This window comes from Streptomyces sp. NBC_00654, assembly GCF_026341775.1.
Classification (GTDB): domain Bacteria; phylum Actinomycetota; class Actinomycetes; order Streptomycetales; family Streptomycetaceae; genus Streptomyces.
The window spans coordinates 1,156,375-1,173,158 of the sequence record NZ_JAPEOB010000002.1 but is presented as its reverse complement, the minus strand read 5'-3'; the positions used below and the strand labels follow the sequence as shown (position 1 = coordinate 1,173,158).

Annotated in this window: 10 protein-coding genes and 2 pseudogenes; 6 read left to right on the top strand and 6 right to left on the bottom strand. The window is 63.1% G+C overall.

Going from position 1 to position 16,784, the window contains the following annotated elements; translation table 11 throughout:
• The first annotated feature begins 1,031 nt into the window (after nt 1-1,031).
• From OHA98_RS25515 to OHA98_RS25505, 3 genes and pseudogenes are all read left to right on the top strand, one after another.
• Nucleotides 1,032-1,382 carry a hypothetical protein gene (locus OHA98_RS25515; protein ID WP_266929069.1) on the top strand — a complete coding sequence of 117 codons (351 nt, stop codon included), beginning with the start codon at nt 1,032-1,034 and terminating at the stop codon, nt 1,380-1,382.
• A gap of 71 nt (nt 1,383-1,453) precedes the next feature.
• Nucleotides 1,454-1,696, top strand: a complete 243-nt coding sequence (locus tag OHA98_RS25510) for a hypothetical protein (protein WP_051884058.1) — start codon at nt 1,454-1,456, stop codon at nt 1,694-1,696.
• A gap of 165 nt (nt 1,697-1,861) precedes the next feature.
• Nucleotides 1,862-3,733, top strand: a pseudogene (locus tag OHA98_RS25505) (N-6 DNA methylase); the annotation flags it as partial.
• Between the two features lie 1,480 nt (nt 3,734-5,213).
• On the opposite strand, the pseudogene OHA98_RS25500 reads toward OHA98_RS25505, so the two are convergent.
• The 5 genes and pseudogenes from OHA98_RS25500 to OHA98_RS25480 all read right to left on the bottom strand — a co-directional run bounded on the left by OHA98_RS25500 (nt 5,214) and on the right by OHA98_RS25480 (nt 10,935).
• Nucleotides 5,214-5,986, bottom strand: a pseudogene (locus tag OHA98_RS25500) (transposase family protein).
• 126 nt (nt 5,987-6,112) lie between these two features.
• A complete protein-coding gene (locus OHA98_RS25495; protein ID WP_266929068.1) occupies nt 6,113-6,871 on the bottom strand; it encodes a hypothetical protein in 759 nt (252 codons plus the stop codon).
• Between the two features lie 35 nt (nt 6,872-6,906).
• Nucleotides 6,907-8,079: a hypothetical protein gene (locus OHA98_RS25490; RefSeq protein ID WP_266929067.1), complete on the bottom strand. Its 1,173-nt coding sequence runs from the start codon at nt 8,077-8,079 to the stop codon at nt 6,907-6,909.
• A 273-nt stretch (nt 8,080-8,352) separates the two neighbouring features.
• The gene (locus OHA98_RS25485; RefSeq protein ID WP_266929066.1) at nt 8,353-9,585 is read right to left on the bottom strand and encodes a hypothetical protein; all 1,233 of its coding nucleotides are present in this window, start codon (nt 9,583-9,585) and stop codon (nt 8,353-8,355) included.
• 135 nt (nt 9,586-9,720) lie between these two features.
• The gene (locus OHA98_RS25480) at nt 9,721-10,935 is read right to left on the bottom strand and encodes an IS110 family transposase (protein WP_266922784.1); all 1,215 of its coding nucleotides are present in this window, start codon (nt 10,933-10,935) and stop codon (nt 9,721-9,723) included.
• A 776-nt stretch (nt 10,936-11,711) separates the two neighbouring features.
• On the opposite strand from OHA98_RS25480, the gene OHA98_RS25475 reads away from it, so the two are divergent.
• The 3 genes from OHA98_RS25475 to OHA98_RS25465 are packed head-to-tail and all read left to right on the top strand — an operon-like array spanning nt 11,712 to nt 15,590.
• Nucleotides 11,712-13,079 (top strand): dsDNA nuclease domain-containing protein, encoded by a 1,368-nt coding sequence (locus tag OHA98_RS25475; protein WP_266929065.1) that lies wholly within the window; start codon nt 11,712-11,714, stop codon nt 13,077-13,079.
• Entirely contained in the window at nt 13,076-13,648 is a 573-nt protein-coding gene (locus OHA98_RS25470; RefSeq protein WP_266929064.1) for a hypothetical protein, read from the top strand. Before OHA98_RS25475 ends, OHA98_RS25470 begins: the two co-directional genes overlap by 4 nt.
• Nucleotide 13,649: 1 nt before the next feature.
• Nucleotides 13,650-15,590, top strand: coding sequence for an AAA family ATPase (locus tag OHA98_RS25465; protein ID WP_266929063.1), 1,941 nt, complete (start codon nt 13,650-13,652; stop codon nt 15,588-15,590).
• 468 nt (nt 15,591-16,058) lie between these two features.
• On the opposite strand, the gene OHA98_RS25460 is transcribed toward OHA98_RS25465, so the two are convergent.
• Nucleotides 16,059-16,637: a hypothetical protein gene (locus OHA98_RS25460; protein ID WP_157851157.1), complete on the bottom strand. Its 579-nt coding sequence runs from the start codon at nt 16,635-16,637 to the stop codon at nt 16,059-16,061.
• Nucleotides 16,638-16,784: the final 147 nt, after the last annotated feature.

Below are 16,784 nucleotides of genomic sequence, written 5' to 3'. Positions count from 1 at the left end.
ATATCAGGGCCGTCCAACTTGGGCACGGATCGCCGCCGTCACCGGCCGTGACCCCGAACAGCTACGGAAGACGCTTGACACCGTCAAGTGCAAGAGATGCGGCTCCGACTTCGCGGTCACCCGCACGTTCGGCGTCATGCCCGTTTACTGCTCGACTCGATGCCGCGTCCCCCAGAAGCATCCAGTCATGGAACCCTGCCGAATCTGCCGGCAGCCGATGAAGATCCAGTTCGGTCAACGTCACCGGCTCTGTTCCTCTGCCTGCCGCAGAGTGGCCTACATCGAACGTCGTTCCCGCGAAGAGGACGCGGCTGACCAGCAGCCATTCCGCGATTGCGCCGCTTGCGAAGGCCTCATGCCGCCGGCCCCTCAAATCGCCAAGCGCACCTGCTCGGAGACATGCGAACTGCAGGTCTCCCGCTGGGACCTGCTGATCGAGAGGGACGGGCTTCCCTTGCCTTCCAGGACATGCGTGTTCTGCGGCATCCCGATAGAAGCGAAGTCGCTAGCCGATCCCCCTCGCCGCTGGTGCAGCCGCCGTTGCCGAACATGGTCGTCTGGGGGTTCTGACCCATCCATCTTCTTTGGGCCGGTGTCGTGCGGCCAGTGCCAGAAACCCATTGACCGCCGCAAGGACGGCTGGACTCGGCGATGGTGCTCGCGCAAGTGCTACCGGTTGTCCCGCGGCTGGCCTGAGCAGCCGCGACGAAGTTAGGCCGTGCTCTGAACGTGGCCAGATGACCTCGCTTCGCGCGGACCTGAGCTGCCGGTTGCACGAGAGCGATGCAGCCATGGTGTCACCACAGGCTTGAACGGGGCAGAGCCGTCTCAGGCTCGCGCAGTGGCTTTCGAGGCGGCGGTGACACACCCTTCTTCCCAGTGCCACCACTCCTTTGTCTCTCCGTGTTTTCCTGCCTACAGGAGCGCTGTTCGTGACGTCCGCCTTGGGCTGTGACTGGGGACATCCCGACCTCGTTTGCCGACCGGCGTCGCGATGTTCGCGATGTCAGCTCAGTCGGCAGGGAGGTCACGTGGCACAGAGCTTGGCACTCGGTCAGCTCCGGGTGGAGAAGGTGCGGCACCGGAACGGCCGCTGCTCGTACACCGTCTTCGACTCGGCGAGCGGGCTGCATCCCGGGGCCGACTGGTACCTGTCGAAGTACGCGGGCACGGGTTCGGACAGGACGTATGCATACCTGCTCGTCGATCATCTGCGGTGGCTGGAGCATGAGGGGCTAACGCCCGAGAGCGTGGTCTTCCGCGATCTCAAGCGGTACATGGGGGCCGTCGGGGCGAAGATCCCGATGCCCTACGGGCCCCGTGGCGGGTGGGTTAGCGCCCCTACCAGAACGACGCTCTGCGCGGGGCGGCCACCTGTCTGAAGGGCTTCTACCTGCGGCAGGCTGAGCTCGGCATCAACACTGCGCTCGTCCAGGAGCTGAACCTGAAGCGGATGCCGACGCAGCAGGACAAGGACCGCGCCCTGCTCGGACACCTCAAGCGGAGCATGGACGCGAACCCGCTCGCGCCGAAGGAACTGAAGCGCCGGCATAAGAAGATGCTGCCGGACGGCGCCCGCGAGGTCCTGTTGGAGGAGGTGAACTCGGCCCGCGACCGGGTCGTCGTCGAGTGGCTGAGTGACGGCGGCTTCCGCATCGGTGAATTGTGGGTCTCAACCGTACGGACGCCCCGTTAAGCATGAGGACCTTGACTCGGTGCGTAGGAGCGAGGGATCGGAGCGCTGCTTCTCCGAACTGAGGCTGGGCACCAATGAGCGGCTTGTTGGCAGTTCTTGCCCCTCGCACTGCTCGCCCATGGGACGATCCTCCTTGAACATTGGCTATCTGTTCGGGGGGCTTCAGTGAACGACGGCGTGCAGCACCTAACTGGTTTGATCTGGTCCGTCGCTGACCTTTTGCGTGGTGACTATAAGAAATCCGATTACGGGAAGGTGATCCTGCCGTTTACTGTGTTGCGCCGACTGGAGTGCGTACTAGAGCCAACGCGCGACAAAGTTGCGGATCTCGCTGACCAGTATGAGGACAGCGAGATCGCGGCGAAGGGTCTCCTTCAGCGTGCCTCTGGACACGTCTTCTACAACACGAGTCACCTGACGCTGAGGGAAATCGCCTCAGATCCGGCGAACGCGGCGAAAAATCTCCAAATCTACGTAAGGGCGTTCTCGGACGAAGCTCGCGAGATTCTGGATCGCTTTGATTTCGACGGGCAGACCCGACGGCTGGACGGCGCTGGGCTGCTCCAACATGTGATCGGTAAATTTTCCGATCTCGATCTGCGCCCTGATGTTGTTCCCGACCACAGAATGAGCCCTGTATTCGAGGAGCTCATTCGCCGGTTCGCCGAGCACTCCAATGAGACGGCCGGTGAGCATTTTACCCCACGTGACGTTATCAGGCTGACAGTCAATCTTTTGCTGTCCCCGGATAGTGATATCGTCACTGCTCCTGGCGCTATCCGCACCGTCATGGACCCGGCATGCGGCACGGGCGGAATGCTTAGCGCCGCCGAAGATCACATTAAGGCGCTGAATCCAGATACGACCGTCGACGTGTACGGGCAGGAGCTAAACCCAGAGTCGTGGGCTCTCTGCCAGTCGGATTTCTTGATCAAGGGAAAGGGTCCAGGCAATATTGCGTTCGGCAATTCCCTTACCGATGATGGGCATGCGCAGCGAAAGTTCGACTACCTACTTGCTAATCCTCCATACGGCATAGAATGGAAAAAAGCAAAGGCAGAGGTTGAGCGGGAGCACCAGGACCTCGGCGCGTCCGGCCGCTTCGGCGCCGGACTGCCGCGTATCAACGACGGCTCGTTTCTATTTCTTCAGCACATGATCTCCAAAATGAAGCCGGTAGACGCGAACGGAGAGGGGGGTTCCCGTGTCGCGATCATTTTCAACGGATCACCCCTGTCAAATGGTGCGGCCGGATCGGGCGAATCTGAAATCCGGCGATGGATACTGGAAAACGACTGGCTGGAGGGAATCATCGCCCTTCCCGAGCAGTTGTTCTACAACACTGGCATTTTTACATACCTCTGGATTCTCACGAATCGCAAGAAATCTGACCGTAACGGCCGAGTGGTCTTGCTGGATGCGCGTGACGAGTGGCAGAAGATGCGCAAGTCCCTGGGGGATAAGCGTCGGGAAGTAGGCAACGAGCACGTCCGTGCGATCGCTGAGCTTTACGAACAGGCGCTGCAGATTTCGCAAGACCCCAAGAATCCACGTCATGCCAGGGTGAAGGTTCTCCCCAACGAATACTTCGGGTACCAGCAGGTCACGGTAGAACAGCCATTGAAGTTCCGCTTTGAGGCCAACGACGAAACGCTTACAGCGCTGGCAGCGGCGAAGTCGGTACAGAGGCTTGAAAAGAGTGAGCAGTTCGTGGCTGCCGTGAGGACACTGCGGGGCTCATCCTGGGACACGCAGGCGCAGGCGCTGACTGCGATGAAGAGGGTCGTGGCGGCGGCTGGCCTGAGTTGGCCCACAGGAGGACCGTTCGCCAAAGCAGTGCGTGACGCGATTGGTGTACGGGACCCAAGAGGCGAAATCCAGCGGGTGAGGGGGGTGGTAGAGGCAGACGCGAAGTTGCGTGAGTACAAGAGGATTCCCCTGGGCGCGGATGTCGATGACTACCTCGCGCGCGAGATCAAACCGAAAATTCCGGACGCCTGGATCGACCCGGCCAAGACCAAGACGGGCTATCAGATCAGGCCGGAACTGTTTTTCGCGGCCCGACTCAAGGCTACCTTTGCACCGCTCGAAGATTTCTGTCGCCCTGTGACTGAGAGAATTGATCCCCAAAACAGCGAAACCGAGGAGTCACCCGAGGACGCAAGCTCCTACTTGAAGGAGAAGCTCCGCTATCTGCGAGCTCAAGATCTTCACGTGGTTGATTCCGCTCTGGAGCTTTCTTCTCCGCCTGAAGGAACAACTGCGCTGACGCCGTGCGCCGGCGGTGACATCGTGGGGCGGTCGGGAAGCTGGCGTCTTCTACCTCAACTCTTCGGCCAAGCTGTCACATCCCTGATCGTCCTCAACCCTCAGGATCCAAGGACCGGTAGAGCCCTCTGCGAGTGGCTAAATTCCCCAGCAGCTACGAAGGAGTTGCCAGCAGGATCTGACCTGATGATGCTGCCGGTTCCTGTCGACGTTGTCGGGGCCGAGGAATTTGACGATCTCCTTGAGAATGTGCAGTCCGCCCGACACAGGCTCCGAGCCGCGACATCTGACCTGCTGCCGAACGTATTCTCAGGAACAGACTCAAATATTCAAGAACTGCGCAGGACCATACAAGCGGCTGATGCCGAGGCACTATTGATTGGTGGACTGACGCAGGCACTCGAAGATCCAGTGTCGCGGGCAGAATGGAGCTACCCATTTCATGTGGCAGCACTGGCCCGAAGGTACCGAATCAGCAGTATTGCGCCAAGTACTCATCCGGCGGAGCGAATGGATTCCCTGCTAAAGCTCGGGGAAGGCATCGCGCGAACACTCGGGATCATCGCCCTGGCAGAGCTGGCTCAGGCTGACAGGGAAGAGTTCCTCAAGACTTTGAGGCAGAAATTTCGATCCGGTGCCACCTTCGGCACATGGACGACGATTCTTGGCTGGCAGGCCGCGCCAGGGTGGGCGATCCTAGATCCTGACGCTCGCGGGGATGCACACTTGCTACTTAGAGGTATCAAGGAATTCAGAAATAGTGGGTCAGCCCATGCACATGGCGTGCGTGAAATGCACGAGATCGGCGACGCTGCAGATGAACTTGAACACCTTGTCCTGCGGACCCTTAGATCGGTATCTTGGCTCGCCACTACGCATTGGGATTGGGTCGAGCGGTGCGAGTACCTCGATATGGCCTCTTTCAACCTTGTAAAGCAGCGTCTCCGTGGGAGCCACCCGGCTTGGGAACCTATTGAGGAATCCAGTCAGCGCCCGTTGAGACCCAAGCACATCTATGTAGGGAACGGCCCTACGAAAGCCCCGCTCGACCTTTGGCCCCTGGCGTCCGTGGACGTATGCTCCGATTGCAAGACTCGTGAGCTATTCCTTGTCGATAAAGTAGAACAGGGCGTGCTGACGCTGAAGAGCCTGAGGGATCACCCCAAAGAAATTACGTACCCAGATCTCTAAAGGGTGTTGCACAAGGCCGTGATTGTGCAGGCCAGGGGTTTTGATCGCGGTCTTGTGGTCATGATGCCAGGGCGAGGTTGTGCATGTGGGCGACGGCCTGGACAGCGTGGTGGAGGCCGTCGCCGTGCTGCCGGCAGTCGCGGAGGATCTTGTAGTTCTTCATCCGGCCGATCACATGCTCCACCTGCGCACGCACCTTGCGGTGGGCGGCGTTGTCGTCCTCCTCGCCCGGCAGCAGGGGCCGGCGGGGGCGTTTGCGGTGCGGCACGACCATCCCGCAGTTGAGGTAGGCGCCGTCGCCTAGGACGGTCACGCCCTGGCAGTACGTGCTCAGCCCGGAGGCTCGCCAGGCACGGGCGTCCGCGGTGTTACCCGGCACCGGGCGGGCGGCAGCGATCGCAGGACGGGTGTCGGGCATCGACAGCGACCTGTACGTTCGTCGAGAACCGGTAGTTGCGTGACGAGGAGCCGACGGTCCGGTCACGGACCGGGACCAGGATGCCGTACAAGATCCACAACCGTTCCGCCGCATCGGCCGCGCGAGAGGCAGGCTCGAGTGCCAGCAGCGGGCCCAGCCGCTGGATGACACGGCAGGCCGGGGAGGACGAGACACCGAACAACGGGCCCAGCTGCCGCATCGTCAGGTTCGTCCGGTAGTAGAGCGCGACCATGAGAACCCGCTCGGCCAGCGGCAACGACCGCGATCGGCCTCGCAGCGTGCCGTCACCGCCCCGCTCTCCCGCACCACCTTCAACAGACCCGAAACTGCGTCACCCGCAGCCCCGTAAAGGTCTCCACCCACACCCGCTCAGCCCTCAACACCCCGGCCATACAACGGAGATGCCCAGTTCAGAGCCTTGCGCAACACCTTTTAGACAATACTCATTCTCGCTGGTCAGAGGTGTTCTTTGTTTGTGTGACCGCCTGCCGAACAGCCCCCTTCATCAAAGCGCGAGGTTAAGCTGAAGGCTGACCACCGAGGTAGTTCCACCAGGCCAATACCAGACTGCGGACGAAAGCCTCGCCCTCGGCCAGGGTCATCGTCCGTTTCGGAAGTCCGGTCCCGGTAGCTCTTGCATGACGCGCCTCGCTGCCACTCACATCAGGTCGATTAGCTGATGCCGTAAACGCAGACAGATCACCACTGGACACCCACTGCGTCGCCTTGAGTTGCTTATCGCCTCCCACGTTGCCACGCACAATCTCATAGACCTTGTAGAGATCAACCCAGGTTAGTGAAACGCTTGACCTGCCCAGGATTTCCAGAGTCTCGGCAACATCGACGTGGCTCGACGCCAACCGCATGTACGGCGGTCCTTCTGGCGGTGATGGGGGCGGGGGTTGAGATGGTGGCGACTGTCCATCACCCACTGACAGAACTACGCCGTACGCCCTGGACCGAACCACAGCGGTGTCGGCCTGCACAATATGGTGACGCCGCCTGTTACCCGTGCCGTCATCCTCCACGAAGATGCCGGGCAGGCTGACGGGCCGAAAGCTGCTGTCCAGGACACGTGCCACCCCTGTCACTCGCTGGAGAAGGTTAGTAGCTGCCTCGAACAACCGCCCACCGTTGTCCATGAGGCCGCCCAACTCAGCCGAGTTCAGGTAGTAGCCGCCCTCCTCCTTGCTAACCCTCGGGTCGCCCTCGCGGAAGAGTTCCACCAAGGCATCCAGATCGAAGGTATGGCCCTCTAGCTTTGCCTTTACCGCCATGCCACCTCTTCCCGCAATCCATTTTGCGCTGGCCACTACAGCTTATCGATGCACTCCCGTAGCAGCGCGTTTAGGTAAGCCCCGAAGGGCAACAGGTCGTGCATCGCGATGACATCCTTGCTAGGGCGGATCCGCCGGTGAAGTACATCATCCGCCTGGTTCTTGAATTCCAGCAAACGGGTCATGTACTTCTTGTCGGTCCGGGTCCACTTGTAGTTGCTGACTGCTGACTCAAAGGAGTTGGCACCAAGAATCGGCGGGACATGATCAATGACTGCCCTTACTAGTGCGTGGCAGGCATAGACATGATCTTCCGCGTAACAATCGTTCAGCTCGCGCAGCAACTTCAACAGCTTGTCGAGGCTCCAGGTGGTCTGACCCTGCTTCTGCTCCAGTTCTTCAATGAGGCCAGCGTTGACGTAGAATGGAAATGTGACGGTAGGAGAAGCTGTTGGCGCCAGGCCCTCCGACGCGCCTACGATGATGTTCTGTTGAGTCAGGGAATGGGTTGCCTCAAATAGAAGTTGCTCCTCAAGCAGGATTTCAGTGACCTTTGAAACATATTCGCTGAGGTTGCTGACATTCCGATACTTAGCGAGTTCTCGGTTCAGCTCAAACCGCCAGCCGTTGCTGGTGCCCCACGTCGAGTAGCCGCTCCGCAATACTGGTTCGTGGCGGAAGATACCAGGCAGCGCCCCCAAGAACTCAGGTGTCGCGGCGGAGAAGTCTCTTCGGATGTCGTCCGACGTTACATATGCCTTCTCTACCTTGTCGGGTGAGGGAGTTATGGCCTGCTGATGCTTAATCAGGTATTGCAAGATGGTGATTAAAAGATCGCCGAAGACGCGCTCAAGTTGGGGAACATGGAGGCCAGCGGCGACGGTAAGAACCGGGCGGCTATCGTCGGCAAGCTGGTTCCGGTCGTACCACGCCAGTCCGTATGAACGCTGCCCGATGAGCGGAGACCCCACGCTCGGCAACGACTTAAGAACCGACGCAGCATCCAGACCCTGGCGGTCGAGCTGAGCCTCGACGTAGTGCCAGACCGGCCACTGCCCCTTCTTGAGGTAGGGCTCAGCCATAGTGGTCATCAGGGCAAGCTGGCCGTTATCAAGCTGAGCCGTCAACGCTGACATGGTTCGTCCGATCTTGGAATCATCCGCCCGGATGGCCCCGTATCGTACGCGCCCTGAGCGGTCATCAGCCATGGCTTTCACGCTGGTCAGGCAAGCCGGATCTTCCTGGTCGCCGAACCCCTCGCCGTACTGCTCGCCACCAGCCGCACCGCCATCGCACGCTCCCGAAGAACAGGCGGTTGCTCAAGGCACACGGCATCGTCATTCTGCCCGCGCCGACCCCCAACGGTCGCCCAGGCGGCTCGGGCCCACGCCCAAGCGAGCACACCCAGCATCAAGATCAAGAGGACACGTTAATGATCTACAAGACCGTAGACCTATTCGTGCTTCAGTCGTCGCGCTTGCTCACCAATCTTCTTCCGGGGCTTCGTTACGCGATTCAATGCCCGCCGTGACGATTTCCCCGCGGTTGCTCAGGGAGAGGCCGCAGAAGGGGCAGGAGAAGGACTCGACCGTTCCGACGTCGACAACCCCGCCAGGGTGGATACACGACTGCGCCCACGCATCGCAGCGGCAGGGTACGGGGCTGAGGTCCCCGTACACGTTGCCGGCGTAACCGCAAGCCGGGCACTCACGCCACCACACGTGGTCACCGCTTGCCCGACTACTTATCAGGCAGCCTCTTTGGTCGAGGTGGATCAGAATGTCAACTAGGGGCATATCGCGGTGGCGACCCTGAACGTCGACGAGTCCAGCGATGACACCTGAAGCGATCATGACCTTGACCGTTACAGCAGTATGGGACCGCTGCAGGACGCCAGGGTCCTCGTGGGAGGACAGCGGCGCAGGGAGCGGGAGCACTCCGTGCTCTACGAGCAGCCTCTCGGCGGCTTGCCCAGCTTGGGATCCCTCGATCCGTAGTGCAGTGACCAGTGCAGCATCCAGCGCAGTGCGGGTGACATCCCCTTCGAGCTCGCTGGACATTGTGGCCTCGTCCCAGGAGGCGGCTTCAAGGCCTGTACTGAGGGCTACCGAGACAGCCGAGCGGGCACGCTCGCGCGCGGCGAACGCAAGTTGTTGGGCGAAGGGTTCCAGAAGAGGTCGTTTGTCCGGTCCTGCGGGGGCGGGCACGGAGGCAACCTGGCTCAGATCTGCGAAGACGTTCGTGTATTCGCCCCAGAAGCCAGCTGGGTCCAGGCCTAGCTCGGCACGGACAGACTCGACGACCTGGACACCCGTTTCGATGACCTTCCTGACGGCCATGTCATCTAGGTAGGCAGAGTGCGCGACGCCGTTGCGGGAGTCGGCGAACGGCCGAAAACTCCGTTCATCCACTGGCATACGGCCGCGCATGAAGACGGCTGCAGTCTTGAAGGCTTCGAGTATGCCGATGGTCCTTGCCTCAGAGAGAGGCTTGACGCCGTTCGCGTCCCCGTGGCCAAGAGAGTGAAAACGGAAGGACTGGTCACCCTTCTCAGCGATCAACAAGGGGTTGTGACGGCACAGCAAGGCCTTGAGGATGTGCTCGCATCCGACACCAGCGTGTAGGACAGCAAAGGCGTGGTTCCCCTGGCGCCACGAGTCCAGGGATGCGCGCAGGAACCGGCTTGCCATCTCGGTGAAAGTCTTCTCGTTCAATTTTCCCTCCCCCTCAACTCGATCTTGACTCAGTGGTCGCGCCCTCGTCCAGCACGGGTCCTGTTGGGCATCCGGGGGGTGTCTCTATGTCGTTCGTCAAGGATGTGGCGCCGGGTATGAGGCTGTTTGGGATGGTTATGCGGCGAGGGTGACGGTGGGGGTTCGAGACTCGTAGAAGGTGCCGTCCCGGAGCATGGCGAAGAGGACACTGATGCGTTGACGGGCGAGGCGGAGGAGGGCTTGGGTGTGGGTTTTGCCGCGGGCGCGTTGCCGGTCGTAGTAGGTGCGCGAGGCCGGGTCGGCGTTCATGCAGGCGAATGCGGAGAGGAACATGGCGCGTTTGAGCTGCCGGTTTCCGCCTCTGGGTGCGTGTTCGCCGTGGATCGAGGTCCCCGACGATTTTGTCGTCGGGGCGAGGCCGGCGTAAGAGGCGAGGTGGGCGGCGCTGGGGAAGCCGGTGCCGTCGCCGACGGTGACCAGAAGGACGGCGGCGGTCCTGACTCCGACTCCGGGCATCGAGGTCAGGACCGGATGAAGAGGGTGGGCCTCCAGCAGGGTGCTGATCTGGGCTTCCAGTGCCCGGCGCTGGTCATGGACCGCGGCGAGCGAGGCGGCCAGCGACGGGATCACGATGTCGAGGGTGCCCGTGCCGGGAACAACGACGGTCTGCTCGTCGAGAGCGTCGAAGACCTCGTCGATCAGCCTCTGCGCCATCCGCGGGGCCTTGGGCCGGATCAGCTCGACGAGTCTGCGGCGGCCTGCTTTCCGCAGGGCGGCCGGAGATCCGTGGCGTTCCAGCAGCCAGGTGACGGCCCGGTGGTCCAACCGGGGCCCCAGCACGCGCTCGAGGCTGGGGTGGAACTGGGTGAGCAGGCCGCGTATCCGGTTGGAGGTCCGGGTGGCCTCGGCTGCGAGGTCCTGGTCGAAACCGGTCAGGACCGTGAGCTCGGCGGTGATCTCGTCGGTCAGCTCAAGCGAACGCAGGGTGTGAGGCATCGTCCGGGCCGCGTCCGCGATCACCGCCGCGTCCTTCGCGTCCGTTTTCGCCTCGCCCGGATACAGATCAGCGATTCGGCGCATCGCGAGTCCGGGCAGGTAAGCGACCTCGCAGCCCGCGTCGCGGGCGACGGTCAGCGGCAGGGCACCGATGGACGCGGGCTGGTCCACGATCACCAGCACAGTGCCGAACTTGGCTTTGAGCTTGTCGAAGACGGCCCGCAGCTTGGGTTCGCTGTTGGGCATCGGCTTGTCGAAGACCTTCTTCCCGGCTGGGGTGAGCCCGTGACCGTGATGGGCGGTCTTGCCGACGTCCATCCCGAGGAAGACGCCCACGCCTTCGGTGTCGAACATCGCACCCTCTCCAGGTCGTTGACCGTGCCGGCCTCGGCAGTGGCACCGTGCTCGCGCATCCACGTTATGCAGACCTGCCGCCCACGTCTCTGCCCGGCATTGCGCCGGACCGGGCGGTGGCCGGGTCTCTCATCAGCGTCTCCGACGGCACCCCCAGGCCCGGCGACACCACCCCCCAGGTCATCCGTTCGACAGAGGGGACACAGTCATACCGGGCCCGGAGGCCAGCGGCCCCATTGCAGGACCGCGAAAAACATAACGGGGGCATCCCAAGTCGAGGGTCAGCGTCGTGGACATTGCGTGGGCTTACACCTCGTCGGCACGTCGTCCGTGAAGTCGCCGGCCGCGCGCCGGGGCCAGGTCGGCGGACGGGTCAGCCACTGGGCGCAGCGGTGCGAGCGCAGCATCAGGAGGGGGTGGTGGCGGAAGATCCGGCCGGGACCGGAGCTGACCGGATCGCGCCTACCCATAGTCTTCCTTGTCCGCCAGTACGGCCTTCACCCGCTCCTCCAGGGCGCTCTGTCGAGCCTGCTTCACCAGCGCCCCTTCGTAGGCGCCGAGGAAGTCCGCGTGGCGCAAGCTTCTTGATCGCTGGGGCGAGCATCTGAAGGACACCGGCTAGCGGGGCGAGCGAAATGGCATCTCCCACACGATCACGCGACGGACAGTTACGCAGTGACCCTGGAGTGTGATACGGGTAGGGATCTTCACGTCTGCTGGCGGAGCAGACGTGGAAAGGAACGCGCTCTCATGCGGGGCCGGAGCGGGGGACGTTGATGGTCGACGCGTCGGGCGGAGCCACCAGGGCCGAGCGCCCTGCAACTGCCACGGGTCCGGACGGTTCGACGCACGCGATCTTCAGGCTCGCCCCGGGCGAAGACAGCGGCTCGGATACGTTGGGCCGCTATCGCTACCAAGCGGAAGTAGCCGCGCGGGACTGTCTGGCCATGCTCACGCAAGACGCGATCGACTTCATCGTCTGTGAATGGCACGAAGACTTCGTGGTGGCATTCACCGACGGCTCCGTGGAACTCGTATCGGTCAAGCACCGCGAAGAGAACCAAGGCACCTGGACACTCGTCAAGTTGTGCAAGAGCGGCGGTCTTACTCATCTCTTCGACCGCTGGTGCGCCTGCGAGTGCGCCGCGAACGTGCGGCTCCGGTTGGCCACGAACGCGGCCATGAGCCCAGCCAAGGACAATGCCGACCTCCTGACTCGGATGTGCGGGCCGGGGCCTGAAATCACCGACGGCCTGTCGGCCATGGTCGACACGATCGCCCGCCAGATGTTGAAGGTGCGCTGGGAAGAGCCCTATGACAACGTCCCTGAAACGCCCAAAGTGCCACTCGCAGACATCCAGATACCGGCAGGCTTCGCGGACAAGGTCAGACAGTTCCTCACGGTCCTAGAGATCTCGTGTGATCCGCCGCAGCGCGCGTACATCACCGACGTCAACATTCAGAGCCTTCTGGTACCCGCCGTCGAGCAACTGCAGCTGGCGCACGTCGACACGGAGGCCACCTACCGGAACATCGTAGACCGGATCGAGAGCGCCAACCGTGATGAGAGCGACCGCGGCCAACTTGCCGCCTACATCGCCGATCCGAGCCGCGTCCGCTACAGCACGCAGATGCAGCAGCGCATTGGGCGCCGGAGCATCACCCGCGACGTCCTCCGTGCAGAGATGGCGTACGCATCGGCCCAACTAGCAGCGTTCCCACGGGGCCAGGTCCCCCTAGTGGCACCGGGGGGCGCCAAGCTCAACCGCAAGCTGCTGCGCGGCCTGGTCCCCTCGGATGAAGCGGCGTTCGCGGAGCGGCTCCGCTCAGCGTGGTACGCCACATGGTCCGAGCGGCGCTCCGGCCTGGCCGGAGATGACACCGATCTGCTGAACTTGTCCACGGACGTACTGGAAGTCGTCTTCGAGTGCAAGCGCCACGCCCGCTCACAGACCCAGGACGGCAGCGCGTACGGCAGCACGATGAATGACCTGCTCACCCAGCGACTCAAAGTCGACGGGCTGTCCACGCCGCCGCCATTCCTGGTGAAAAACCAGCATCTGCTGGGGCTGGCCTATCAGCTGTGCGACGAATGCCTCTTCTACTTCTCCGAGAACTTCGATGCGGACGGTGAAGCGTCATGACGCCGAGCGCCGACTTCGAGGCTGCGGCAGTCCGCCTGCGCACCCGGCAGCGGCAGGCCGAGCAGCGCGAGAGCCAGTATCACGAAGCGCGAGTTCTCCTGCTCATTGCGCAGTTCACCACCGCCAAGAGCTGCCTCGCGGGTCTGACTAAGCTCGCCAAACTCGACTTTCTGCTGCGCTACCCGGCCATGCTGGAGCGTCTCTTGCCAGCCGGTCAGGCCTCCTGGCCCGAAGGAACCGCCCCGTCCCCGGAGGAGCGTCTGGCGGTGGAGAGCCGGATGACCCGCTACAAGTACGGGCCCTGGGACCAGCGCTACTACAGCATCCTGGGCTCCCTCGCCGCCCGCGGCCTGATCACCTACGGCGACACGGCCCGAGCCGAATTCCGCGTCACCGAGCAAGGCGCCTCTGCCGCTGCCGCCCTGGCCGCCACGCCGGAATGGGCAGTAGTCGCCAGCCGGATCAAGCTACTCAAGAAGCATTTCAACAAAACAGGATCGGCTTTGAAGAACCTCATCTACGACCGCCTGCCCGACGCGGTGGACCGACCCTGGCGGACGGAGATCTGACATGGCCGTCAACCTGCGCATCCTCTCCCTGAAGGTCACCACCGCCGAGACGGAGAAGACCTACCGCTTCAACCGCCCGGCCACCGTGATCACCGGCCCCATCGGGACCGGCAAGTCCAGCCTGCTGATGCTCTTCAAGCACGCCCTCGGCGGCACCGCCATGCTCACCCCTGCCGTCCGCGACCACGTCCTGTCCGTCCAGGCCGAGGTCGTGGCCGGCACCGAACGCATCGTCCTGCGACGCACCATCGGGGGTGACACCGCCGACACCGTCGACCTCCTTGACCCGCACTCCCTTGCCCTTGAGCGCACCCTGCCCCTGCGCAACACGGAGAGCGGTGGAACAACGCTCTCCGACCACCTGCTGGACGCTCTTGGCTTTCCCCGCGTACAGATCGCTGCGCGCCGCGAGGGAGTAGCGCGGCAGCAGAACCTCACCTTCAACGACCTGTACACCTACGTCTATCTCCAGGCGCGCGAGATCGACCGCCAGGTCGTCGGCCACCTGGACTCCTGGTTCGAGCCCAAGCGCAAAGAGCTCTTCCGATTGATGTTCGCGCTGACCGACAGCGTGCTGCTGGAGCTCAAGCGCACCGCGGGCCAGCTCACGGACAGGCTGAAGGCCCGAACCGCCGAGCACGACAACGTCGGCCAGTTCCTGGCCGCCTCCGATCCCCGCAGCGACGACGAGCTGCGGGCCGAGCTCGCGCAGCTGCGCGACACTCTGGGACGGGCCGAGTCCGCGCTGGCGAGTCTCCGCACCGAACTGGAGGAACAGACGGCCGCCGACAGCGCACTGCGGGAGGAACTGCAGGCCGCGATCCACGCCGCACGGCAGGCCGAGGAGGAAGTCTCCGCGGCCGCCGACCTCGTAGAGGCACGACGGGCGGTGGTCGCCCAGGTCCAGCTCGACCTATCCCGTCTCGCACGGTCGGCCACCGCCATCGACCAGCTGTCCCCGTTCGAATTCGTCGTCTGTCCGCGCTGTATGCAGTCCCTGACCACACGGACCGTGGCAGACGACCACTGCATCGTCTGCCTCCAGCCCGATCCCGCCGAGGCCGATGTCGACCCGGCGGCCATCGAAGAAACACGCACCGTCCTGCAGCAACAACTTGAGGACGCGCGGCACATCGAGCAGTCGGACGAGGCGCACCTGCAGGCCTCACGGCAGCGGTCGCAGCAGCTCAACTTCGCTGTCACCAGCTTGCGTCGGCAGCTTGACGCCCAGACCCGCGATGCGGTCGCTCCACGCTTCGACGCAATTACCGATGCGAGCACGCGCGTTGCCACGCTCAAAGCCAGTATCGACGCCATTACCCAGCTGCGGGATTCCTGGACCCGGGTACGCGCCATCGACAAGGACATCCGCGACATCAGAGCGGAGCGGCGGCAGGTCAACAAGGACATTAAGGAAAAGTCGGAGCGGCTCAAGGCCAGCCAGACACTGCTCGGTGACCTCAGCACCGAATTCGGGCAACTGCTCACCAGCTGGAACCTGCCGTGGGTCGACACGGCCGTCATCGACCGCGACACCTACCTGCCCGTGGTCAACGGACAACCCTTCGAGAGCTTGCAGGCCTCCGGCGGCGGCATCGCCACCTCCGTCAGCCTCGCCTACAGCCTGACTCTTCTTGCCTTCGGTCTCGACCACGCTGACGTCCTCGTGCCATCCCTCCTTGTTATCGACTCGCCCCGCAAGGCCTTCGGCAACAACGACTCCGACCGGCAACGCGCTACAGATATCTACAGCCGCTTTCGGACGATGGCCGACGCATACGGTGAGCGCCTTCAACTGATCATCGCCGACAACGACCCTCCGCCAATCACCAGCGACTCTTTCGGCAAGGTGGAGTTCGACTACGAGAACCCCATGGTGCCCGGCGTCGATCATCCGGGCCCCGATCGTGTGACCCGCATCGAAAACCAGACGCAGGACTGACTTCGCGTCCAAGGCTCGGCCCGGCACTGGGCGCAGACACTCAGCCGAGCGAACGGACGTGCGGCGCCGAAGAGACCGGTATCGGTGGGCGGGTGCGGGCGGCGGCAGACGCACCGGCGATCCCATGCCGGCTCGGCAACACCTGATGGATGCTTCCGGCATGGACACGGGCACCCCCGGCGAGTAGGCAAGACCAGGCGACGTACTCCGGGCACGCTACCGCCGCCGCTTGCCCGAACGGCTCACAGCCTGACAGGCCCCACCTGTGGGGTGGTGGCGCTTTCCCTGTAGGTGCCCTGGTCTGGCCCGACCGGAAACAGCGGGAGTTGCGGAGCCAGCACGGAGCGTCAACAACAGGCGATCCCGGGACACCGGGTGGCGTCGCATTGCCTATCGGCGGACTTCCTCGCCTGCCTAGGGTCGTGCCTGTACGTCCGCGTTCCGCGGAGAAACGGCAGGAGAAGGCGCTCAGGTCCGGCGTGGCAGTCTCGCCTGCGGCCAATCCGCTTCTAGAAGGAGGTCGAGCTTCTCGGCGTACGCGAAGAGCAGCCTCGCATCCTCCTCGAGGTCCTCAAGGGTGCAGACGATGTTCGCGCCATCCTGCTTCCTGAAGAAGCGGGAGCGCATGACGCCCACGCCGTCCCAGTTCCACCAGGAAGCGTGAACGGCATCGTCGCGGCGGCGCTTGAGCTCGTTGACCTCGCCCCACTCGAGGATCTCGGCGAGTGCGGTGGCCTGTGGAATGCTCCTGCGGGATTGCGCCACCAGCAGTTTGTGAAGGTCGGACCATGTTTTGTCGACGAGCGAGAAGCCGCCCTGCTCGTCTCTCAGTAGCAGTATGAGCCGCTTCATGGCCGCCTCGACATGGCCGCCGGCGACCACGATGGCGCCGATCAGCCCGTAGAGACGTTCACGGTAAGCGAGGTCGGCTTCGTCCGGGCCTCCGTGGCGCCCGACCCTGAAGGTGGAGATGTCCACGCTCGACCGGGCTCTGGGAGTGGTGATGTCCAGGTCGAAAGACGGTCCACCGTCCAGCTGGGTGCTCATCCGGTAATAGAAGGAGTGCCTGGGCGGGGGCCATTCATCTGACATACCTGGATCCTGTCGGATCTGGCTCCCCGGAGCCACCGCTTTCTGCTCCGCCGCAAGGGCCAGCGCGCGCCTCGCCGACAGGCAGGGTCCAAGTATCGGCTT